Origin of the sequence: Actinophytocola sp. (genome assembly GCF_050699915.1) — a bacterium.
In the GTDB taxonomy this organism is placed as follows: domain Bacteria; phylum Actinomycetota; class Actinomycetes; order Mycobacteriales; family Pseudonocardiaceae; genus Actinophytocola.
The window spans coordinates 1-20,881 of record NZ_JBOHGA010000054.1 but is presented as its reverse complement, the minus strand read 5'-3'; the positions used below and the strand labels follow the sequence as shown (position 1 = coordinate 20,881).

The following is a 20,881-nucleotide window of genomic DNA, read 5'->3' as shown; positions in this document are numbered from 1 at the left end:
TCTCATGACCGAATCCCCGGCCAAGGCCGACACCGCGCCCAACGGCGGCGCGATCTCCGACTTCGGCATCGACACCACGTCCCAGTCCAGTGGTGAGGCGATCCGCGACTACTTCGCGCGGTTGCGGGGCGGCGAGCTCGGCTCGCTGCCGGCGCTGCTCGGCCTCGCCGCGCTGGTGATCGTGTTCTCGGCGCTCTCGGAGAACTTCTTCACCCTGAACAACACGGCGAACCTGGTCGCGCAGGGCGCCGGCAAGATGATCATCGCGATGGGCCTGGTCTTCGTCCTGCTGATCGGCGAGATCGACCTGTCGGCGGGCACCCTGTCCGGCGTGTGCGCGGCCGTGATGGCCATGCACTACGTGCGTTCCGGCAACCTGCTCGGCGGCATGGGCTCCACGGTGTTCTACGTCTTCGTGATCGGCATGCTGGCCGCCGCGGTGCTCGCGCTGGTGATGCGGATCTGGGCCGGCGCCGTACTGAGCCTCATCGCGGTCGTCATGGCGATGGTCGGGTTCGGGCCCGGCACCTGGTACGGCCCGTGGCTCGAGATGCTGCTCGCCGTGTGCGTCGGCGCCGCGATCGGCTGCATCACCGGCTTCATGGTGTCCAAGATCGGCATGCCGTCGTTCGTGGTGACGCTGGCGCTGTTCATCACCTGGCAGGGCGTGATCCTGCAGTTCATCGGTGAGGGCGGCGTGTTCGGCATCCGGACTTCGCCGACCCTGTTCAACGTCGCGAACGGCAGCCTGTCGGTGTTCGGCAGCTGGTTGCTGTGCCTCCTCGCGGCGGGCGGCTACGCGCTCGTCGTGCTGGGCGAGCACTTCTCCCGGCTGCGCAAGGGTTTGGTCACTCAACCGACGCCGATCGTGTTGGTCAAGTCCGGTGCCGTCGCGGTGCTCGCGATCGTGATCACCTGGCTGCTGACGCTGAACCGCTCCCCGAACCCGGACCTGGTGACGATCCGCGGCGTGCCCTACGTCGTCCCGATCATCCTGGGGCTGCTGGTGATCGGCACGTTCGTGCTCAACCGGACCCGCTACGGCCGGCACATCTACGCGGTCGGCGGCAACGCCGAGGCCGCGCGCAGGGCCGGCATCAACGTGAGCAAGATCCGGGCGAGCGTGTTCGTGGTTTCCGCCTGCGCGGCCGCGATCGGTGCGATCGTGTACTCGTCGAAGGCGGGCTCGGTCGATCCGCAGGCCGGTGGGTTGAACACGCTGCTGTTCGCCGTGGGCGCGGCCGTGATCGGCGGGACCTCGCTGTTCGGCGGGCGGGGCAAGGTGGCCCACGCGGTCATCGGCGGCCTGGTGCTCGCGGTCGTGGAGAACGGCCTCGGGCTCCTGCGGCAGCCCGCCGCGATCGTCAACATCGTGACCGGGCTCGTGCTGCTGCTCGCCGCCACCGTCGACGCGCTGTCCCGGCGAAGGGCCGCGGTCTCGGATTGATGCGACAGGAGCGAGGGGTTTGACGAGCACACCCACGGGGACGCCCAACCTGGGTGCGAGACCCGACGAGGTGCGCCGGCACAACCGCACGGTCCTGCTACGCAGGTTGCACATCGACGGCCCGACCACCAGGGCATCGCTCGCGGCTGAGCTCGGGCTCAACCGCAGCACCATCAAGGCCCTGGTGGACGGGCTGGCCGAGTCCGGCGTCGTTCAGGAGCGGGTGCCGCGGCAGCGCAGCGGCGCCGGGCGGCCGTCCCTGCTCGTGCTGCCGCAGCCACACGCCGCCGTGGTCCTCGCCGTCGACATCCGGGTCGAGCAGGTGGCCATCGCCCTGGTCGGGCTCGGTGGCGAGATCCTCGGCCGGAACAGTTGGAACCTGCGGGTGCGCACGCGGGAGCCGGACGAGGTCATCTCGCACGTGGTCGACTCGACGATGGTGCTGGCCGCCGACCTCGGGGTCCGGATGGTGGCGGCCGGCGTCTCGGTGCCCGGGGTCGTCCGCCGCTCGGACGGCCTGGTGCACGAGGCACCGAACCTGCACTGGACGAACGTGCCGCTGGGGGAGCGCCTCGGCTCGGTGTTCGAGGTCCCGATCATGGTCGGGAACGACGCGGAGCTGGGGGCGCTGGCCGAGCACCTCCGCGGCACCGCCCGCGGTTCCTCGGACGCGGTGTACGTCTCCGCGGACGTGGGCGTCGGCGGTGGCGTGATCTCGGACGGCTCGGCCCTGCGCGGGACGGCCGGGTACCTGGGGGAGCTCGGCCACATGGTCGTCCACCCCGGCGGCCGGTCCTGCTACTGCGGCAGCCAGGGCTGCTGGGAGACCGAGGTCGGCGAGCGTGCGATGTGCCGTGCGCTGGGCCTGCGCGAGGGCTCGCCGCGCGGCGCCGTGGTGGCCGAGCTGCGGGCCCTGGCGAGCGAGCCCTCGACGATCCGCCCGCGCCTGGGCGAGTTCGCCGAGTGGCTCACGCTGGGTCTGGTCAACGTCGTGAACGTGCTCGGCCCGGAGCTGGTCGTGCTGGGCGACCTGTTCACCGCCCTGCCGCCCTCGCTGATCGCCGACGTGGCGGCCGCGGTCCGCGAGCGCTCCCTGGTCTCCAGGGCGGTCGGCGGCACCCGCATCGTGGCCTCGACCCTGGGCGGCGACGTGACTTTGCTCGGTGCCGCGGAACTGGCCTTCGAACCGGTCCTGGACGCCGTCTGAGCCCTGATACGGCGCGGGCGGGACCCTCCCCCGGATCCCGCCCGCGCTGACGTACCTAGGCCCGCTAAGCCTGGCCCTGCTGCAGGTCGGCCTCCAGCTCGCGCAGGCGCTCCTTGTGCTTGCGGGCGTGGTGGCCGCAGAAGAGCAGCTCTCCGCCGGAGGGAAGGATGGCTCGGACCTGCGCGGCGGCACCGCACCGGTCGCAGCGGTCTGCAGCTGTCAGGTCGCGGGGGGCGAGTGTCGTGTTCATGGCTGATCTCCCTCCGTCCGGTACCGGGGGGACCCCGGTGCCGTATCCGGCTGCGACCACTCGGAGTGCTCGCGCCTTCTAGTCTTCCAGACGTTCTACCCGTCGTCAGTGTTCCCCGCCGCGATGAGAGAAGACTCAAATCGAGATTTAACCCAGTTGTCGCAGCGGCGCTCTCGCTATGCAGGATCGGCTGGTGAAGTTGGTGGCTCGTATGCTAAACGTGCGGCGCGTGCCGGCGCCACTACTGTTCGTGGCCGGTGGCATTTCGATGTACCTGGGCGCGGCGGTCGCCGTCTGGTTGTTCGCCGAGCTCGACCCGGCGAGCGTCGCCTGGCTTCGCCAGCTCGGTGCCGCACTGGTCCTGCTTGCCTGGCGACGCCCCAAAAAACACGCCTGGCGGGGTCGGGTGTTCTGGCTCGCCGCACTGTTCGGCCTGGTCACGGCCGGTATGAACATCTTCTTCTACGAGGCGATCGCCCGGCTGCCGCTCGGTACGGCGGTCGCCCTGGAGTTCGTCGGCCCGGTGCTCGTCGCCGCCTTCGGGTCGCGTACCAGGCGGGACATCGCCGCCCTGGCGCTCGTCATCGGCGGAGTTCTGCTCATAGCGGACGTCCAGTGGGCCGGCAGCACTCTCGGGGTAGTGTTCGCCCTGGCAGCGGCCTTGCTGTGGGCTGCCTACATCCTCGTGGGCAAACGTGTCGCGGATGTCGGGCTCGGCGTGGACGGGCTCGCGGTCGGGTTCGCGGTGGCCACGGTCGCCCTCGTGCCGCTCGCGTTCGGCACGGGGCCGGTGTGGAGCTCACCAGAACTTCTGTTTATGGGCGTCGGGGTCGGCGTCCTGTCCACGGTGGTGCCCTATGTGCTCGACCAGGTGGTGCTGCGCCGCCTCGGGCAGGCCTCGTTCGCACTCCTGCTGGCGTTACTCCCCGTGACCGCTACGCTGATCGGCCTCGTCGTGCTCCGGCAGGTCCCGACGCTCCCGGAGGCACTGGGCATCGCCGCGGTCGTCGGCGGGCTCACCCTTCGCTCCAGGGAGACGCAAGCAAGAACCGAGCCCCTCTGAAGCGAAACGCCCCGGCGCGGGCCGGGGCGTCTCCATCAAGACTGTGCTCTCACTCGAGATAGTCCCGCAGAACCTGGGACCGCGACGGGTGGCGCAGCTTCGACATCGTTTTCGACTCGATCTGGCGGATGCGCTCGCGCGTGACGCCGTAGACCTGGCCGATCTCGTCGAGCGTGCGCGGCTGGCCGTCGGTGAGGCCGAAGCGCAGCCGCACCACGCCCGCCTCGCGCTCGGACAGCGTCGCAAGCACCGACTGCAGCTGGTCCTGCAGCAGCGTGAACGAAACCGCGTCGACCGCGACGACCGCCTCGGAGTCCTCGATGAAGTCACCGAGCTGGCTGTCGCCCTCGTCGCCGATGGTCTGGTCGAGCGAGATGGGCTCCCGGGCGTACTGCTGGATCTCCAGCACCTTCTCCGGGGTGATGTCCATTTCCTTGGCAAGCTCTTCGGGCGTCGGCTCGCGGCCGAGGTCCTGCAGGAGCTCGCGCTGTATGCGGCCGAGCTTGTTGATCACCTCGACCATGTGGACCGGGATGCGGATGGTTCGCGCCTGGTCTGCCATGGCCCGGGTGATGGCCTGCCGGATCCACCAGGTGGCGTACGTGGAGAACTTGTAGCCCTTGGTGTAGTCGAACTTCTCGACCGCGCGGATCAGGCCGAGGTTGCCCTCCTGGATGAGGTCCAGGAACGCCATGCCGCGGCCGGTGTAGCGCTTGGCCAGCGACACCACGAGCCGCAGGTTCGCCTCGAGCAGGTGGTTCTTGGCCCGCTCCCCGTCGCGCACGATCCAGCGCAGGTCGCGGCGCATCTGCGGGACGAGCTTCTCCGACTGCTCCTCCTCGGCCTTGCGCACCCGCTCCGCCGCGTAGAGGCCGGCCTCGATCCGCTTGGCGAGCTCGACCTCCTCCTCGGCGTTGAGCAGCGCCACCTTGCCGATCTGCTTGAGGTAGGCACGGACGGAGTCCGCCGAGGCGGTGAGCTCGGCGTCCTTGCGCGCCTGCCGGAGCGCCTCGGACTCCTCCTCGTCCCAGACGAAGTCGCCGCTCTCCTTGGAGTCCTTGGCGGGGGTCTCCTTCTCGGCCGGCTCCTCCTCGACGGTGTCGTCGACGACGTCGATCTCGACGTCCTCGAGGTCCTCGATGTTCGGCGACTCCAGCTCGGGCTCATCGCCCTCGGCCGTTTCGCCGTTGGCATCGGCCTTCTTGTTCGTCTCCGCGGCCTTCGCGGCGGTCTTGGCGGTGCCCGTCTTCTTGGCGCCACCGGCCGGGGCCTTGGCGGTCGTCTTGCGCGGCGTGCGAGTCTTGGCAGCCGGCGCCTTCTTCGTCGCGCTCTTCAACGTGGTGGGCTTCTCAGTCGAGTCGTCGTTGTCCGGCTGAGCGGATGCCGTCTGCGCGGCGCTCGCCGAGGCGGTGGAGCGACGGGTTGCGGATCGTGCGGCTGCCACGTACGCCCTTTCGCTGCTATCGATCACGGACGACCAGGAAGACCTGGTCAACCGGATTTCGGGGAATGCCTGTCGGCTGTTAGCCGCAGGTACTGTTCCATTGTAACGACGATACTCCGCGACGGGTGCTGGCCCGGCGATGATCGAGTCGCGCTCAGCCGTGCAGGTTCTCCCGAACGGCCACCGCGGCGCCCACGATTCCCGCGTCGTTGCGCAGTTCCGCGGGCACCACGCGGGTCCGAACTTCCAGCAGCGGCAGCCATTTGTCGGCCTTCTTGCTGACCCCGCCGCCCGCGATGACCAGGTCCGGCCAGATGAGGTCCTCAAGCCCGCGGATGTACCGGCTGACCCGCTGCGCCCACTCCGCCCAGGAAAGGCCCTCGTCGTCCTTGACCGATGCCGCCGCGCGGGTCTCCGCGTCGTGCCCGTCGACCTCGAGGTGCCCGAACTCGGTGTTCGGCACCAGCCGGCCGTCGAGGAACAGCGCGCTGCCGATGCCGGTGCCGAACGTCAGCAGCACGACGACCCCGTCGCGGTCGCCCGGCCAGCCGTAGCGGATCTCCGCGATGCCGGCCGCGTCCGCGTCGTTGAGCACGACGACGTCTTCAGGCGCCAGCCCGAGCCGGTCCGCGAACAGCGCGGCCGCGTCGGTGCCCAGCCAGGACTTGTCGATGTTGGCCGCGGTGTGCGCGACGCCCCGCTTGATGACCGCCGGCAGCGTGATGCCGACCGGGCCCTTCCAGCCGAAGTCGCCCACGATCTGCTTGACCACGTCCGCGACCGCGTCCGGCTTGGACGGGTCGGGGGTCGCGATGCGGATCCGTTCGTCGTGCAGCTTGCCGGCGTCCAGGTCGACCGTGCTGCCCTTGATGCCCGACCCACCGATGTCAACGCCGAAGCCGAGGGTTGCGCCCATCCCCACGGATCCCTTCGTACTCGATTCAGCTCGCTGTTCCTCGGAGATTAGCCGGATGTGGTCGGATAGGTCCCGTGGGTGCTGCCGAGGGAGACCTTCTCGACGTCGCGACGCTGGTGGCCGGCGAGGCCGCCGAGCTCGCCCGGACGGCCCGCGAGGCCGCGATCCAGGATGTCGGGACGAAGTCCAGCGAGACCGATGTCGTCACCGCCGCCGACCTGGCGGTGGAGAAGCTGGTCCGTTCCCGGTTGGCCTCGCTGCGCCCCGGCGAGCCCGTGCTGGGCGAGGAGGCGGGCACGTCGGGCTCGCCTGACCTGTCGGGCGTCCGCTGGGTCGTCGACCCGATCGACGGCACGGTCAACTACCTCTACGGCTTCCCCTGGTACGCCGTGTCCCTGGCCGCGCAGGTCGACGGCATCTCGGTAGCCGCTGCGGTGGTCGAGCCGGCGTCGGGCCGCCGCTGGACCGCCGCCCGAGGCGGCGGCGCGTTTCTCGACGGGCGCCCACTTCGCGTGTCGTCGGCGACGCGGCTGGAGCTGTCGCTGGTGGCCACGGGCTTCGGCTACCGCCCGGAGCGGCGCGAGCGTCAGGCGGCGGGGATTCCGGGGCTGCTGAGCCGGATCCGCGACATCCGCCGGGCGGGCGCGGCGTCGCTGGACCTGTGCGCGGTGGCGGCCGGCTGGCTGGATGGCTACTTCGAGCACGGCCTGAACCGCTGGGACTGGGCCGGCGGCGCGCTGATCGCCGAGGAGGCGGGCGCGGTGGTCCGCCTCCCGCCGACGGTGGACGACATGACGTTCGTAGCCGCGCCTGGCATCGCGGACGAGCTGCTGACGGCCCTCGAGGAGACCGGCCTGGCCGACCTGGGCCCGACCGTCCCCCCGATGGGCATCTGACGCCGTTCCCCGCGGGCGTCAGATCCGCCGGCAAGGGGACGGTCAGCAGGTCACGTTGCGGGCGGCGGCGAGCTGCTCGCCGTCGATCTTCGGCTGCGGGCCGTTCGCCTGCAGGCCGCCCTTCGCCTTCGGGTGGGCCTCCGCCCACTCGTTCAGCTCGTCGATGACCTTCTTGCTCGCGGACCGCGGCCGCAGGTCGTCGAAGTCCTGGCCGATCGCCAGGTCGACCGTCGCATCCTTGCGGTCGTCGCGGACCAGCTCGGCGCACGGCTCGACCAGCGACAGCGTCCGCGCCGCCGGCGTGCCCTGCGGACCGAAGCGGATCTGCGCGCGGCACGTCATCGTGTCGTCGTACAGCGGGTCGTTCGACGGCTCGGCCACCTTGGTGAACCCGAGCTGGCGCAGGTTCTCCGTGACGATCCGCGCGCCGCCCCGCTTCGAGCCGGCGTTCAGCACCCGCACCAGCGCCTGGTCCGGCGACACCGGGTTGGTCCGGTCGAGTGAGTCGTTCTCCAGGGCCTGCCCGAGCGTCGGCGCCGGCGCGGGAGGCTTGCCCTTGGCCGGCGCGGAGGTCGACGGCCGCGCCGCGGGCGGGTCACAGTGCGTGGCGCTCGTGGTGTCGGCGTCCTTGTCCATCACCCGCAGCCAGACGATCGTCGCCGCGACGCCCAGCACAACGATCAGCAGAATCGCAGGCAGCGGCCGGCGCTTCCGATAGCGCTGTGGCCCGCTCTTTCCCGACACGTTGCCGGACGCCACGTCGGCCCGCCTCCCTCCGGTCCCCAGACCCCTCGTCACCCTGACATTCGTTGCTGATCAGCCTATTCGTTTCATGGTTCTTCGGTTCGCTCGGGCACAAGCTGTAGACGCCGGGCGTCGAGATTGAGTCATGGACAGATAACGATTGCCTACCGCAATTGACCGTACGCGCTGCGTGACCAGCTCGGTCGATCAACATCGCACCACGGACTACCCTGGTCGGCAAGGCCATACGCTGGAGGTTCATCTGACACACCCGAACGGGTGACGTGCTGGATGAGCCGCGTTCGATGGGCTACCCTCTGCGCGCTCCAGTCGGAGAACGTTCCAAGCGAATCGATTCGGATGCGGGCCTGGCCGCGAGACCTGCGTCACTTCTGCTGGCGGGCACAAACGGGGGCCCCGGAACGTTGACCAGCGGCACACACATCCTGAAGTGGGGGTGCTAGACCATGGCCACCGATTACGACGCACCACGCCGCAACGAGGCGGACGACCTCGCGGAGGACTCGCTCGAAGAGCTCAAGGCGCGTCGCAACGAGAACCAGTCGGGAGTCGTCGACGTAGACGAGTCCGAGACCGCGGAGAGCTTCGAGCTGCCCGGTGCAGACCTGTCCAGCTTGTCGGGCGAGGACCTCACCGTTCGCGTGGTGCCCAAGCAGGCTGACGAGTTCACCTGCGCCAAGTGTTTCCTCGTGCACCACCGCAGCCGCCTGGCCGAGGAGAGCAAGGGCCAGTTCATCTGCCGCGACTGCGCCTGACCCGACCGGTCGGGATCAGTCGCCCGCGCGCAGTGCCTCGACCAACCGGTCGGGGTGCCGCGTGCTGAAGATCCAGTAGGGGGTCGGGTCCTCGGGGTCGGTCTGCCGCAACCGCACCACCGGACCCACCCACCCCCGATGCAGCACGAACGCAGCCGGGTCCAGGTGCGGACCGAGCGCCCTGCGCTTGTCCTTGGTGGGGACGATCTGCACCTCACCGACGTAGCGCAACGGCAGGTGGGCCTTGCCGACCCACAGCTCGCCGTCCTGGACCCGCACGCTCGTCGATCCCGCGCGCCAGATCAACAGCGCGGTGAGCGGCAGCAGCACGACGTAGGGCAGCCATGCCCGCACGCCCGGATAGCCGAGGTGGACCTCCGCCGCGAGCAGTCCGGCGGCGACCAGTGGCAGCGGCCACCAGTACCACGTGACATACAGCCGCTCGCGGTAAGTCGTGCCGGTGGTGGCCTCGGTGTCGGTCACGGTCCCAGAGTAGTCTCGCCGGTCGTGCCCAGCGTGGAGGTCCTGCTTACCCGGCTTGATCCGGAAGTGCCCGTCCCGACGTACGCGCGGCCCGGAGATGCCGGCGCCGATCTCGTCACCACCACCGACGCCGTCATCCCGCCAGGGGAGCGAACGGTCGTCGGTACCGGTGTCGCGATCGCGCTGCCCGACGGGTACGCCGCGTTCGTCCATCCCCGTTCCGGCCTCGCCGCGCGGGTCGGGCTGAGCGTGGTGAACACCCCGGGCACGGTCGACGCCGGCTACCGTGGCGAGATCAAGATCTGCTTGGTCAACCACGACCTGCGCGACGCCGTGGAGCTGCGCCGGGGCGACCGGATCGCCCAGCTCGTGGTGCAGCGCGTCGAGCACGCGGTGTTCCGGGAGGTGGCCGAGCTGCCCGAGTCGCAGCGCGGTGCCGGGGGCCACGGGTCCACCGGCGGACATTCGGTGTTGGCCCGCGTGACCGGGGCGGAGGACTAGTGGGACTGTTCGGACGGCGTCGCCGGCGGGACGACCTCGAAGAGGACTACGACGACTTCGCGGACCTCCGGGAGGACGCGGACGACGACGAGTACCAGGTGGTCGGCGGCGACCTTTTCGACGGCGCCGGCCCGTGGGACGAGGAGGACGCCCCCGAGGACGGCCTCGACCGCCTCGACCTCGGCTCGGTCCGCCTGCCGGTGCCCCAGGGCGCGCAGCTGCAGGTGGAGATGGACCCGTCCGGCCCGGTGAAGGCCGTGCACGTGGTCCTCCCGGTCGGCCAGCTGACGGTCACCGCCTACGCCGCGCCGAGGTCCGGCGGGCTGTGGCACGAGGTGAGCACCGAGCTGGCCGAGCAGCTCCGCGCCGACGGCGCCACGGTGCGCACGACGACCGGCGAGTGGGGCCTGGAGCTCCTGGCCGCGCTGGGTGAGATGTCGCTGCGCTTCGTCGGCGTCGACGGCCCGCGCTGGATGCTGCGCGGCGTGGTCGCCGGCCCCCCGGACCGCCTGGAGAACAGCGCGGCGGCCCTCTACGAGCTCGTCCGCGGCACGGTCGTGATCCGCGGCGGCATGCCGATGCCGGTGCGCACGCCGCTGCCGATCGAGCTGCCGCCGGCCATCGCCCAGCACATCGAGCAGGCCCAGGGCGGCGGCGACTGACCAGCTGCGTGGCGGCCGCGGGCGGCGCTGTCCCACAAGGCCACTCGTTCCTCGCGGCGAGGTCGTGCCGCGCGGTGGCGCAAGCCCGGCTCAGGCGAGGCCGGCGGCTCGTAGCCACGCCAGTACGGCCGCCCGCCCCAACGCCTCCGGGTCCGCGCCCATGATCGACAGCCGCGTCGTGCCCACCCGCGCGCACGGCAGCGCGGCGGCCCACTCGGCAGCCACCGACGCGGGGTGGATCGGGTCGTCGACACAGGCCGCGATGCCCACCGGCACCTCCAGCGTCGCGAGCTCCGCCAGGGAAGGTGCCGGCCGCTCAGCGGCGAGCTCCAACGACTCCGCCAGCGCGCCCCCGTAACCGGACCAGGCCCGCGACAGCTCGGCCGACAGCCACTCCGGCAGCGAGGACTCCGCCAGCGACCCGGAGACGCCCAGCGCGCGAACGCGGGCCGCCGAGTGCGCCGCGGACAACGCCGCCGGCGCGGACCCGGGTGCGCCGTGCCAGGCCGGCAGCGCGAGCACCAGGCCGGCGCACCGGGACGGGTTCGCCACCGCCCACTCGGCCGCCAGGTGTGCCCCGAACGAGATGCCGCCGACGAGCACGGCACCGGAGGAAGCCGACAAGGCGGACAGCGCGGAGACGGCGAGCGACGGCCCGGGAACGGGCGCAGGAGCCACCACGGAGACCCCGGCGGCGGCCAGCGGGATCTCGAACACAGATCTGACGAATACGTCGTCAGAACCGGTACCGGGCAGCATAATCGCCGTCCGGGGACCGCCGTCCTCGGTGAATCGGCATACGGCAACTGTCACGTGCCTCTTCCTCCACACCAGCTCCACATCTCGTGGTTACGCTGGATTTGTACAGGGTCGGGCGTCGGGGCCGACCCAAGGCAACTGGAGCGTCACTATGGGCACCGAAGCCCGAAGGCAGGGCCAGCGTGGTAATGGATCACTACGCCGCCTGGTGAAGCGGCTGACCACCGACATCGACGAACTCGATGCCGATGATCTGTCCGAGCACGTGGACGCGGAGAACGCGCGCAGGGCGTGCGACTGCCGGTCGGGCGAGGAAGTTACCGTCCTCGGCCGCCTGCGTGCCGTCGAGCTGAGCCCGCGGGATGCCGTGGCTACGCTGGAGGCGGAGCTGTTCGACGGAACCGAGGGCGTGACACTAGTCTGGCTCGGTCGTCGGCGTATCGCGGGCATCGAGCCTGGCCGGACGATCAAAGCGCAGGGCCGGATCGCCTTACGGGACGGTCGAAAGGTGCTCTACAACCCCTACTACGAGTTGCAGACGACTACATGAGCGAACCGGCGAAGACCGAAGAAGAAGACAAGCCAGCAGACAAGTCAGAAGAGTCTGCGGAGCAGGAGAAAACCCTCCTCGAACAGATGGGCGGCATCAGCGGCCTGATCTATTCTTCGGTCCCCGTTGTGGTGTTCGTACTGGTCAACGCGTTGTTTGGGCTCATGCCCGCGATCTGGAGCGCCGTGGGCGTCGCGGTTGCCATCACGGTGCTCCGGATCGTGCGCAAGGAGCCGCTGCAGCCGGCCGTGTCCGGCTTCTTCGGCGTCGCCATCGCGGCGTTCATCGCCTACCGGACCGGCTCGGCCAAGGGATTCTTCCTGTTCGGCATCTGGGCGAGCCTGATCTACGGCGGCGTCTTCCTCCTCTCGGTCCTGGTCCGCTGGCCGATCGTGGGCGTCATCTGGTCGTTCCTCGACGGCCACGGCTGGCTCTGGCGCAAGGATCGCAAGGCCTTCCGCGCCTACGCCATCGCCACGCTCACCTGGGTCGCCGTCTTCGGCGCGCGTTTCACCGTGCAGCGCTGGCTCTACGACGAGGACCAGACCGGCTGGCTCGCCTTCGCCCGCCTCGCGATGGGCTACCCGCTCACCGCGATCGCCCTGGTCGTCACGGTCTGGGCGGTACGCGCCGCCGGCCACCGCGAGCGCGACCTCGAACGCGCCGTCGTGGAGGACGACCGCGCCGTCGAGCAGCGCCTGCGAGCCAAGTACAGCGGCGAGAGCGGCTGACGCACCTCTTTGTCCTATCTGCACCGACCATACGTTCGAGTGAACCTTCCGCGCGGACTGCGGTACTCTGCGGGATTCGCGTACGTTGGCCTACATGTACGACCACGAACCCACCGTGCGGTCCCGAGAGCTGGGACTGGCGCTGTTGCGCGCCATCGGGACCGCCGGGCTGAACCAGAGTGACCTCGCGGAACTGCTCGCGTGGTCTCCCAGCAAGGTGAGCCGGATGATCTCCGGGAAGCGCTGCGCGAGCCCCGAGGACGTGTCCGCGGTGCTGGCAGTCGGCCGCATCGTCGGACCGAAACGCCAGGAGCTGCTGGAGATGGCGCGGCACGCCACCGAACGCGGCTGGTGGCAGGAGTTCGGCGATCGCCTGCCAGCGGAGCTACGCACACTCAGCGACCACGAGGACTCCGCGTTAGCGATCACCAACTTCGAGACCGTGGTCATCCCAGGCCTGTTGCAGACGTCCGAGTACGCGCAGGCGCTGATCACAGCCAGCCCGGTGATCCCGGAATCCGAGACTGGTGACCGTGTGCTGGCTCGTCACCGGCGCCAGCGGATCGTCGATCGGCAGTACCCGGCGCAGTTCTGCTTCTTCATCGACGAGTACTCGATCCGTCGAACCGGGGCCGGCCGGAAGATCATGTCTGATCAGGTACATCAACTTCTCCGGATGTCTGTCCGGCCCTACATCGAAATCCGCGTGATCTTGGACTCCGTCGGCTTCCACGCGGCCCACAAACCGTTCCAGCTCATGGAGTTCACCGAGATCAACCCGGTGCTGTTCATCGAGAACGACACCTCCGCGCTCTTCCTGGAGCGCAAGGACACAATCGCCGCCTACCGCCGCACAATCGCTGCGCTGAGTAAAGTTGCGCTGGATGAGGACCAGTCCCGCAGCTGGCTTGCCACGTTGGCAAGCGAGCTGGGAGAGGAACACCATGCGCAGCGCCCAGCCCCGATCTTTGAGCTGGAGGAAGAGTTCATGGAGTGACCCGACCAACTGTGTCGAGGTGGCTTGGCCAGCGTCGGCCGGGGCCGTTCGGGACTCCAAGAACACCGACGGCCCGATGCTGGTGCTCGGCCGTGCGAGCCTGACGGGTTTCGTCGCCTGGGTCAGTACCCGAGCGCCTGCCTGATCTCGTTCTCCACGTCGGCCGCCGCCACGAACAGCAGCTCGTCGCCCGCCTCGAGCGGGTCGTCGGGCTGCGGCACGATCACCCGCCCGCCGCGCAGGATCGTCACCAGCGCGGCGTCGCGGGGGAGCACGACCTCGCGCACGGCGTGGCCGGCGAGCGGGGCGTCCTCGGGCAGCGTCAGCTCGACGAGGTTCGCCTGACCCTGCCGCAGCGTCAGCAGCCGGACGAGGTCGCCGACGGACACGGCCTCCTCGACCATGGCGGCGAGCATGCGCGGGGTGGACACGGCGACGTCGACGCCCCAGGCCTCGGTGAACAGCCACTCGTTGGCGGGGTCGTTGACCCGGGCCACCACGCGGCGCACGGCGAACACGGTCTTGGCGAGCAACGACACGACGAGGTTGACCTTGTCGTCGCCGGTGGCCGCGATGACCACGTCGCAGAGCTGCATGCCGGCGTCCTCGAGCGAGGAGAGCTCACACGCGTCGGCGAGCACCCACTCGGCCTGCTCGACGGTGTCCGGCTCGAACTGGCTCTGCAGGCGCTCGATGAGCATCACCTGGTGGTCGCCGGCGACGAGCTCGGCGGCGATGGAACGGCCGACGGCGCCCGCCCCGGCGATCGCGACGCGCATCAGGACGCCTCCTCGGGCGGTTGGCCGGCGGCGCTGCTCACGTCGCTGATCGTGCCGGACAGGGCCGCGACGTACACCAGGTCGTCGGCCTGCACGACGGTCTTCGGACGCGGCAGCAGCCCGGTGCCGAACCGCGTGATGAAGGCGACGCGCGCGTTGATGGCCTGCTCCAGGGCGGCGACCGAGTGGCCGACCCACTCCTCGTGGACGGGCAGCTGGACGATCGCGACCTTGCCGGTCGGGTCGCGCCAGGCGGACGCGACGCCGTCGGGCAGGAGCGTGCGCATGAGTCGGTCGGTGGTCCAGGAGACGGTGGCCACCGTCGGGATGCCGAGCCGCTCGTAGACCTCGGCGCGCTTGGCGTCGTAGATGCGCGCCACGACGTGCTCGACGCCGAAGGTCTCGCGGGCCACCCGAGCGGAGATGATGTTGGAGTTGTCGCCGCTGGAGACCGCCGCGAACGCCTCCGCGCGCTCGACGCCCGCCTCGACCAGGACTCTCTTCTCGAACCCGACGCCGACGACCTGCTGGCCGTGGAAGGCGGTGCCGAGCCGGCGGAAGGCCTGCGGGTCCTTGTCGATCACGGCGACCGTGTGGCCGAGGCGTTCCACCGCGGCCGAGAGCGACGACCCCACGCGGCCGCAGCCCATGATCACCACGTGCACGACGAGGCCTCCTCTGAATCGCTTCGACCGCGTTGGTGTGGTCTGACGATGAACCTACCGGTGGCTACTCCGATCCGGTGACGCGACCGCATACCCTCTTCACTCGTGCCCAAGCTCGCATCTATGGCGAAGCGCCTGCTCGTCGGCCGGCCCTTTCGGACCGACCGGCTGAGCCACACGCTGCTTCCCAAGCGCATCGCGCTGCCGGTGTTCGCCTCGGACCCGATGTCCAGCGTGGCGTACGCGCCGGAGGAGATCCTGCTGACGCTGTCGGTCGCGGGCGTGGCCGCGTACGCGTTCAGCCCGTGGATCGCGGTCGTGGTGGCCCTCGTGATGATCACTGTGGTCGCCTCGTACCGGCAGAACGTGCACGCCTACCCGTCCGGCGGCGGCGACTACGAGGTGGTGACGGTCAACCACGGGCGCAGATGGGGCCTGGTGGTGGCGAGCGCGCTGCTGGTCGACTACGTGCTCACGGTGGCCGTGTCGATCTCCTCCGCGGCGGCCAACATCGGCTCGGTGGTGCCGTTCGTCGCGACGCACAAGGTGGAGTTCGCGGTCGGCGCGATCGTCATCCTGACCGCGATGAACCTGCGCGGGGTCCGCGAGGCGGGCCTGCTCTTCGCGGTCCCGACCTACGCGTTCGTGCTCGGCATCCTCGTCATGGTGGTGTGGGGCGCGACGCGGGTCCTCCTGCTCGGCGACGAAATTCGTGCGGAGAGCGCGAACTTCGAGCTGCTGGAGGAGGGTGACCACCTCTCCGGCCTGGCGCTGGTGTTCCTGGTGCTGCGCGCGTTCTCCTCCGGTAGCGCCGCGCTGACCGGCGTCGAGGCGATCTCCAACGGCGTGCCGGCGTTTCGTAAACCCAAGTCCCGTAACGCGGCGACCACGTTGCTGTGGATGGGCCTGCTGGCGATCGTGATGTTCCTCGGCTTGATCATGCTGGCCTCGGTGACCGAGGCGAAGCTCGCCGAGGACCCCGGGCACCAGTTACTGAACGCCCCGCCCGGCTACGAGCAGAAGACGCTGGTGGCACAGCTGGCGAACGCGGTGTTCGGCGACTTCGACCCGGCCATCTTGTACGTCATCTTCTTCACCGGCCTGGTGCTGGTGCTGGCGGCCAACACGGCGTTCAACGGTTTCCCGGTGCTGGGCTCGATCCTCGCGCAGGACCGGTATCTGCCGAGGCAGCTGCACACGCGCGGCGACCGGTTGGCCTTCTCCAACGGGATCGTCGGCCTGGCGACGTTCGCGATCGTGCTGGTGGTGGCGTTCGACGCCGAGGTGACGCGGCTGATCCAGCTCTACATCGTCGGTGTGTTCGTGTCGTTCGTGCTGAGCCAGAGCGGGATGATACGGCACTGGAACAGATTGCTGCGCGACTCGCCGCCGCCCGAGAAGGCGCGGCGGATGGTGCGATCCCGCGCGGTGAACGCGTTCGGCCTGTTCATGACCGCGGCCGTGCTGGTGATCGTGTTGATCACGAAGTTCGTCCACGGCGCGTGGATCGCGATCGCCGCGATGGCGGTGCTGTACGCGCTGATGACCGCGATCCGCAAGCACTACGACCGGGTGGCCGAAGAGCTGCGCGCGATGGAGGCGAACAAGACGAACGCCACGCTGCCGTCCCGCAACCACGCGATCGTGCTGGTGTCGAAGCTGCACCTGCCGACCCGCCGCGCGCTCGCGTACGCCCGCGCCACCCGCCCGGACGTGCTCGAGGCGGTGACGGTGAACGTCGACGACGCGGACACGCGGGGACTGGTGGCGGCGTGGGAGAAGGAGGACTTCTCGGTGCCGCTGAAGGTCGTCGAGTCGCCGTACCGGGAGATCACGAAACCGGTGCTGGACTACGTGAAGCGGGTGCGCACGGACAACCCGCGTGACGTGGTGACGGTGTATATCCCGGAGTACGTCGTAGGTCATTGGTGGGAGCAGTTCCTGCACAACCAGAGCGCGCTGCGGTTGAAGGGCAGGCTGTTGTTCCAGCCGGGCGTGATGGTCACCAGCGTGCCGTGGCAGCTGGCGTCGTCGGAGCGAATTCGGGATCGTGACGAGGTCGCCCCGGGCGCGATCCGCCGTGGACTGTCCGGAAAGGACAAGCGATGACCTGGGCGGGCCGACAGTTCACGGTCGAGGTGGGTCCGGTGGCCCACGGCGGCCATTGCGTCGCGCGCCACGAGGGCCGGGTGGTGTTCGTTCGCCATGCGCTGCCCGGTGAAGAGGTCGTGGTGTCGGTAACCGAGGACCGCGGCGGCTCCTTCTGCCGGGGTGACGCGATTTCGGTCCTTTCGTCGTCGCCCGATCGGGTCACGCCGCCGTGCCCGGTGGCTAGGCCGGGTGGGTGCGGAGGTTGCGACTTCCAGCATGCTTCCGTTTCGCTGCAACGGAGTTTGAAGGCGGCGGTCCTGTCGGAACAGATGTCGCGCCTGGCGGGCCTGTCGCTCGACGTGGAGGTGGAGGAGCTCCCCGGCGGCCCGCTGGCGTGGCGCACGAGGGCGCGCTTGGCCACGGATGCCGAGGGCCGCCCCGGCTTCCGGGCGCACCGCAGCCACGAAGTGATCCCCGTCGACGGCTGCCCCATCGCAGCGCCAGGCACGGTCGACCAGGTGGTGGGCCGCGTGTGGCCCCCGTCGTCCGAGGTCTCGGTGGCGGTGGACGCGTCGGCGGAGACCCACATCGGCCCGTCGGCGGCGGTGGAGACGGCGGCACGGCGCAAATGGCGCGTGCCAGCCGATGGCTTCTGGCAGGCCCATCCAGACGCGGCGGACCTCTACGCGGAGGTGGTGGCCGACTGGGCGACGCTGTCACCCGGTGATGCGGCCTGGGACCTGTACAGCGGAGTAGGCCTGTTCGCAGCGGTCCTGGCCGAGGCGGTGGGCCCCGAGGGCGAGATCATCGCGGTGGAGTCGGATCCGCCCGCGGCCGAGGCGGCGGCGGACAACCTGGCAGACCTACCGCAGGTGAGAATCTTCCAAGGCCGAGCGGAAGCCGTGCTGAGGGCGTCGGTTGGTCGTCCGCCGGCAGTAGTAGTCCTGGACCCACCTCGAACGGGTGCCGGCCGCAAGGTGGTGGAAGCCATGGCCGCCCGAGCCCCCAAGCAGGTGATCTACGTGGCCTGCGACCCGGCCGCCCTGGCCAGGGATGTGGCCACCTTCGCAACCAACGGCTACGCCCTGGAATCCCTGCGGGCGTTCGACGCCTTCCCGATGACCCACCACCTGGAATGCATCGCCCTACTGACCCGCCAGTGACCTGTCCACACCCCCGCGCCAACGCCCCGGAACCGTCAGCCCACCCCGTAGCTGGTGATCGGGGGCCGGAGGCCACGCCCCCACATTTCCCAGGTCAGCGCCGTTCAGGCAGCCGACTCACCAAGCCGGCCTACCCGGCGCCCGCCAGCTCCCGCCAGCCTGGAACGACATCTGCTCGCCACCGGGCGCCGCATCCGGCCCGGGCCGAAAGGGCGGCACCCCCGGCGGCGGAGGCGGAAACCCCTGCTGCAGTCCACCGCCAGGCCCAGACTGCGTAGGAATCGACCGCCCCGGCTCACCGCCAGGGCCCGACTGAATCCCGCCGGCCTGCCCGTGTTCGGGCGCCCCGGGTGGCAACTGCCCAAATCCCGGCTCGCCGCCGGCCGGCGCGGGTTGCGCCGCACTCGGCCCCGCTGGCTGCCCAGGTCCGCTCAACTGGCCACCACCCGGCTGACCGGGGTGACCAGTTCCCGGCTGCCAGCCTTCACCGGGCTGACCTGCGCCCGGATGTCCAACTCCGGGTTGCCCGGCGCCAGGCCCGCCAACGCCGGGCTGCACACCCGACCCACCTGCCGAACCAGGTCCACCCGGTGAACCAGCGCCCGGCTGTCCGGCCACCCCGCCAGGCGGCGTCGGCTCCCCAGCCGCCCGCAGCCCGGCCCGCACTCGCAGCCACTCCGGGATGTGCTCGTCCGCCCGCGGGAAGAACCTCAGCTCGTCCGCGAACCCGATCGGCGGCGGCACCCGGCGCCACCGCGGCTCGACGTCCGGCTCGAACTCCGCGCTGAAGCTGCTCGGCGGCTCGAGCACGTACAGCGCCGACAACCAAGTCCCGCGCCCCGGCCGGTACATGCCCTGCCGCAGCTTGCCCAGCCCGTCGACCACTTCCGCCGGCGGCCGCACCGGGCGCGGCGCACCGTCGGGACCGCTCACGAAGACGTCGACCTCGATGTGCCGCCCGGCCGACCGGTACTCGGCCCGCACCTGCGTCCAGCCTTCCCCCGCCACGGTCAGCAACGCCCGGCCCACCTGCCGGGTCAACTGGTCCTGTTCCGCCTGCGCCATCACCGGCTGTGGCTCGGTCACGATCCCCACCCTCTGTTTACCCCTTGGTCAGAGGGACCTTACCGGTTCGCCACATCACCCAGCGTCGGGTTAGGACCAAAGGAAAGTCCGAGCTGGAACGGGTGCATCGGCCACGTCGCCACCGCGAACCTGGTCAGGAGCCCGGCCGCGCGCATCGTCCGTTCGTTGGCCGGCGAGGCCAGTAACTGCGTGTCGCCGTCAACAGGTTGTTGGTCTCGCCACACTGGTGCGCCGGCCGGCACGGGTGACGTTTCGACGACGGAGTGCCATTCCCGCCCGTCGTTCCGCAGCATGATCAGCACGACGGGCGCCACCGGCACGTTCCAACCGCCGGTCTCGATCGCCACGTACTCGCCGCGCTGTCCGGCGGCGACGACGATGTCGCCGATCCAGGTGTACAGATCCGAAATCGCCTTGTCGTCCACCGCGCGGAAGGCCTCGTCCTCGCTGGCGGGGACCAGCTGCGTGCTCGCGCCGCCGAGGTTGCCGGTCCCGTTGCGGTAGCGGTCCATGAGGAACAACGTGTTGCGGTCGGGCGTGAACAGCGCGGCCTCGCGGAACCGCGCGTTGTCGATCTCGGCCCGCGACTCGATCCCGAGCGCGAGCCGGCTGCGGACGCCGTCGGGGTCGGTCATGCGCCAGTAGCTCACGGAGTTGTTGTGCCACAAGGGCAAGTACCCGCCGACGGGCAGTCCGATGAGGACGGTGTGCATGGTCTCACCGGCACCGACCGGCTGGGCGGGCACGCCGCCTCCCGCCGAGGGCGAGATCTCCATCCTCTGCGACGAGCCGACCGGCGCGGTCGGCGGGCCGCCGGGCGGGGGCATCGGCCGGCCGCCGGCCGGGTTCAGCAGCGCGTTCGGCGGACTCAGCTGGGCGCTCGGCAGGTTCGGCCCCGCACCCGGCGGGGCGATGACCGCCGGGTACACACCGGACGAGGCCGGTGGCGGCAGGTTCCCGCCGCGTGGTGGGGCCGGGAGGTAGCCGGCAGAGTCCAGCGGCCCGGGGAAGGCGCCGGCACCGAGCTGGCCGTCCGCCGGTCCGCCCGGGAACCCGCCGCGGGCTGCCTCGGACACCGCCGGCCCGAGAAGACCGGCGGGACTCGGCGGGCCGCCGGGGAAGGGACCGCCGGGCCGGGCACCACCCGCGTTGGGCGAGCCGGGCATGCCTGGCTGGGCGCCGCCGACGTAGGGCCGGGCGCCGGCTGATTCGGGTGCGGTGCCAGGAAGGGCGCCAGGCGCACCGCCGAGGTTGGGCGAGCCGCCGGGTCGGGCGCCGGCCGATTCGGGTGACATTCCCGGGAACGCGCCGGACGCGCCGCCGTGGTTTGGTCGGGCGCCGGCTGATTCGGGTGCGGTGCCAGGAAAGGCGCCAGACGCACCGCCGAGGTTGGGCGAGCCACCGGGTCGGGCGCCGGCCGATTCGGGTGACATTCCCGGGAACGCGCCGGACGCGCCGCCGTGGTTTGGTCGGGCGCCGGCCGACCCGGGTGCGGTGCCGGGGAAGGGACCGCCGGGCGTGCTGCCGATGTTGGGCGAGCCAGGCATTCCCGGTTGTGCGCCGCCGGTGTTGGGTCGGGCGCCGGCCGTTTCCGGTGCGGTTCCCGGGAACGCGCCGCGCGCGCCTCCGGCGCCGGGTCGGAGACTGGCTGATTCCGGTGCGGTGCCGGGG

Annotated in this window: 23 protein-coding genes; 13 read left to right on the top strand and 10 right to left on the bottom strand. The window is 70.5% G+C overall.

Going from position 1 to position 20,881, the window contains the following annotated elements:
• The first annotated feature begins 4 nt into the window (after nucleotides 1–4).
• Nucleotides 5–1,447 (top strand): sugar ABC transporter permease, encoded by a 1,443-nt coding sequence (locus ACRDSK_RS12785; protein ID WP_431440670.1) that lies wholly within the window; start codon nucleotides 5–7, stop codon nucleotides 1,445–1,447.
• Nucleotides 1,448–1,466: 19 nt separating this feature from the next.
• The gene (locus tag ACRDSK_RS12780; RefSeq protein WP_431440668.1) at nucleotides 1,467–2,654 is read left to right on the top strand and encodes an ROK family protein; all 1,188 of its coding nucleotides are present in this window, start codon (nucleotides 1,467–1,469) and stop codon (nucleotides 2,652–2,654) included.
• Nucleotides 2,655–2,718: 64 nt separating this feature from the next.
• On the opposite strand, the gene ACRDSK_RS12775 is transcribed toward ACRDSK_RS12780, so the two are convergent.
• On the bottom strand, nucleotides 2,719–2,904 hold the full coding sequence (locus ACRDSK_RS12775) for a DUF7455 domain-containing protein (RefSeq protein ID WP_431440667.1): 186 nt from the start codon (nucleotides 2,902–2,904) through the stop codon (nucleotides 2,719–2,721).
• 211 nt (nucleotides 2,905–3,115) lie between these two features.
• On the opposite strand from ACRDSK_RS12775, the gene ACRDSK_RS12770 reads away from it, so the two are divergent.
• Entirely contained in the window at nucleotides 3,116–3,967 is an 852-nt protein-coding gene (locus ACRDSK_RS12770; protein WP_431440693.1) for an EamA family transporter, read from the top strand.
• Nucleotides 3,968–4,016: 49 nt separating this feature from the next.
• Here the strand turns inward: ACRDSK_RS12770 and ACRDSK_RS12765 are convergent, their stop codons facing one another.
• Together ACRDSK_RS12765 and ppgK are read right to left on the bottom strand one after the other, a co-directional pair.
• Entirely contained in the window at nucleotides 4,017–5,438 is a 1,422-nt protein-coding gene (locus tag ACRDSK_RS12765; RefSeq protein WP_431440665.1) for an RNA polymerase sigma factor, read from the bottom strand.
• 127 nt (nucleotides 5,439–5,565) lie between these two features.
• Nucleotides 5,566–6,327: a polyphosphate--glucose phosphotransferase gene (gene ppgK, locus ACRDSK_RS12760; RefSeq protein WP_431440663.1), complete on the bottom strand. Its 762-nt coding sequence runs from the start codon at nucleotides 6,325–6,327 to the stop codon at nucleotides 5,566–5,568.
• A 65-nt stretch (nucleotides 6,328–6,392) separates the two neighbouring features.
• On the opposite strand from ppgK, the gene ACRDSK_RS12755 reads away from it, so the two are divergent.
• Entirely contained in the window at nucleotides 6,393–7,223 is an 831-nt protein-coding gene (locus ACRDSK_RS12755) for an inositol monophosphatase family protein (protein ID WP_431440691.1), read from the top strand.
• 42 nt (nucleotides 7,224–7,265) lie between these two features.
• On the opposite strand, the gene cei is transcribed toward ACRDSK_RS12755, so the two are convergent.
• On the bottom strand, nucleotides 7,266–7,982 hold the full coding sequence (cei, locus tag ACRDSK_RS12750; RefSeq protein ID WP_431440662.1) for an envelope integrity protein Cei: 717 nt from the start codon (nucleotides 7,980–7,982) through the stop codon (nucleotides 7,266–7,268).
• 452 nt (nucleotides 7,983–8,434) lie between these two features.
• Here cei and ACRDSK_RS12745 point away from each other — a divergent pair, with 452 nt between their 5' ends.
• The gene (locus tag ACRDSK_RS12745) at nucleotides 8,435–8,743 is read left to right on the top strand and encodes a DUF4193 domain-containing protein (RefSeq protein WP_431440660.1); all 309 of its coding nucleotides are present in this window, start codon (nucleotides 8,435–8,437) and stop codon (nucleotides 8,741–8,743) included.
• 15 nt (nucleotides 8,744–8,758) lie between these two features.
• Here the strand turns inward: ACRDSK_RS12745 and ACRDSK_RS12740 are convergent, their stop codons facing one another.
• Nucleotides 8,759–9,226: a DUF3093 domain-containing protein gene (locus ACRDSK_RS12740; RefSeq protein WP_431440658.1), complete on the bottom strand. Its 468-nt coding sequence runs from the start codon at nucleotides 9,224–9,226 to the stop codon at nucleotides 8,759–8,761.
• A gap of 24 nt (nucleotides 9,227–9,250) precedes the next feature.
• Between ACRDSK_RS12740 and dut the strand changes: the two genes are divergently transcribed.
• Both dut and ACRDSK_RS12730 read left to right on the top strand, forming a co-directional pair.
• A complete protein-coding gene (gene dut / locus ACRDSK_RS12735) occupies nucleotides 9,251–9,727 on the top strand; it encodes a dUTP diphosphatase (RefSeq protein WP_431440656.1) in 477 nt (158 codons plus the stop codon).
• Nucleotides 9,727–10,389 (top strand): DUF3710 domain-containing protein, encoded by a 663-nt coding sequence (locus ACRDSK_RS12730; RefSeq protein ID WP_431440655.1) that lies wholly within the window; start codon nucleotides 9,727–9,729, stop codon nucleotides 10,387–10,389. The genes dut and ACRDSK_RS12730 overlap by 1 nt, the downstream gene beginning before the upstream one ends.
• 90 nt (nucleotides 10,390–10,479) lie before the next feature.
• Here ACRDSK_RS12730 and ACRDSK_RS12725 read toward each other — a convergent pair whose 3' ends face one another.
• Complete coding sequence (locus tag ACRDSK_RS12725; protein ID WP_431440653.1) at nucleotides 10,480–11,106, bottom strand: alpha/beta hydrolase; 627 nt, start codon at nucleotides 11,104–11,106, stop codon at nucleotides 10,480–10,482.
• A 193-nt stretch (nucleotides 11,107–11,299) separates the two neighbouring features.
• On the opposite strand from ACRDSK_RS12725, the gene ACRDSK_RS12720 reads away from it, so the two are divergent.
• The 4 genes from ACRDSK_RS12720 (at nucleotide 11,300) to ACRDSK_RS12705 (ending at nucleotide 13,571) form a co-directional block, all read left to right on the top strand.
• Nucleotides 11,300–11,698 carry an OB-fold nucleic acid binding domain-containing protein gene (locus tag ACRDSK_RS12720; protein ID WP_431440651.1) on the top strand — a complete coding sequence of 133 codons (399 nt, stop codon included), beginning with the start codon at nucleotides 11,300–11,302 and terminating at the stop codon, nucleotides 11,696–11,698.
• Nucleotides 11,695–12,429: a DUF3159 domain-containing protein gene (locus ACRDSK_RS12715; RefSeq protein ID WP_431440650.1), complete on the top strand. Its 735-nt coding sequence runs from the start codon at nucleotides 11,695–11,697 to the stop codon at nucleotides 12,427–12,429. The genes ACRDSK_RS12720 and ACRDSK_RS12715 overlap by 4 nt, the downstream gene beginning before the upstream one ends.
• A gap of 94 nt (nucleotides 12,430–12,523) precedes the next feature.
• Nucleotides 12,524–13,426, top strand: coding sequence for a helix-turn-helix domain-containing protein (locus tag ACRDSK_RS12710; protein WP_431440648.1), 903 nt, complete (start codon nucleotides 12,524–12,526; stop codon nucleotides 13,424–13,426).
• Complete coding sequence (locus tag ACRDSK_RS12705) at nucleotides 13,314–13,571, top strand: DUF397 domain-containing protein (RefSeq protein ID WP_431440646.1); 258 nt, start codon at nucleotides 13,314–13,316, stop codon at nucleotides 13,569–13,571. Before ACRDSK_RS12710 ends, ACRDSK_RS12705 begins: the two co-directional genes overlap by 113 nt.
• On the opposite strand, the gene ACRDSK_RS12700 is transcribed toward ACRDSK_RS12705, so the two are convergent.
• Nucleotides 13,549–14,205, bottom strand: coding sequence for a potassium channel family protein (locus ACRDSK_RS12700; RefSeq protein WP_431440644.1), 657 nt, complete (start codon nucleotides 14,203–14,205; stop codon nucleotides 13,549–13,551). The genes ACRDSK_RS12705 and ACRDSK_RS12700 overlap by 23 nt on opposite strands.
• On the bottom strand, nucleotides 14,205–14,870 hold the full coding sequence (locus ACRDSK_RS12695) for a potassium channel family protein (protein ID WP_431440642.1): 666 nt from the start codon (nucleotides 14,868–14,870) through the stop codon (nucleotides 14,205–14,207). Before ACRDSK_RS12695 ends, ACRDSK_RS12700 begins: the two co-directional genes overlap by 1 nt.
• Nucleotides 14,871–14,993: 123 nt before the next feature.
• Between ACRDSK_RS12695 and ACRDSK_RS12690 the strand changes: the two genes are divergently transcribed.
• Together ACRDSK_RS12690 and ACRDSK_RS12685 are read left to right on the top strand one after the other, a co-directional pair.
• A complete protein-coding gene (locus ACRDSK_RS12690) occupies nucleotides 14,994–16,979 on the top strand; it encodes an APC family permease (protein WP_431440690.1) in 1,986 nt (661 codons plus the stop codon).
• A complete protein-coding gene (locus ACRDSK_RS12685; RefSeq protein WP_431440640.1) occupies nucleotides 16,976–18,124 on the top strand; it encodes a class I SAM-dependent RNA methyltransferase in 1,149 nt (382 codons plus the stop codon). Before ACRDSK_RS12690 ends, ACRDSK_RS12685 begins: the two co-directional genes overlap by 4 nt.
• A 117-nt stretch (nucleotides 18,125–18,241) precedes the next feature.
• Here ACRDSK_RS12685 and ACRDSK_RS12680 read toward each other — a convergent pair whose 3' ends face one another.
• Nucleotides 18,242–19,210, bottom strand: coding sequence for a hypothetical protein (locus tag ACRDSK_RS12680; RefSeq protein ID WP_431440638.1), 969 nt, complete (start codon nucleotides 19,208–19,210; stop codon nucleotides 18,242–18,244).
• Between the two features lie 38 nt (nucleotides 19,211–19,248).
• Complete coding sequence (locus tag ACRDSK_RS12675) at nucleotides 19,249–20,505, bottom strand: hypothetical protein (protein WP_431440636.1); 1,257 nt, start codon at nucleotides 20,503–20,505, stop codon at nucleotides 19,249–19,251.
• Nucleotides 20,506–20,881 lie beyond the last annotated feature (376 nt).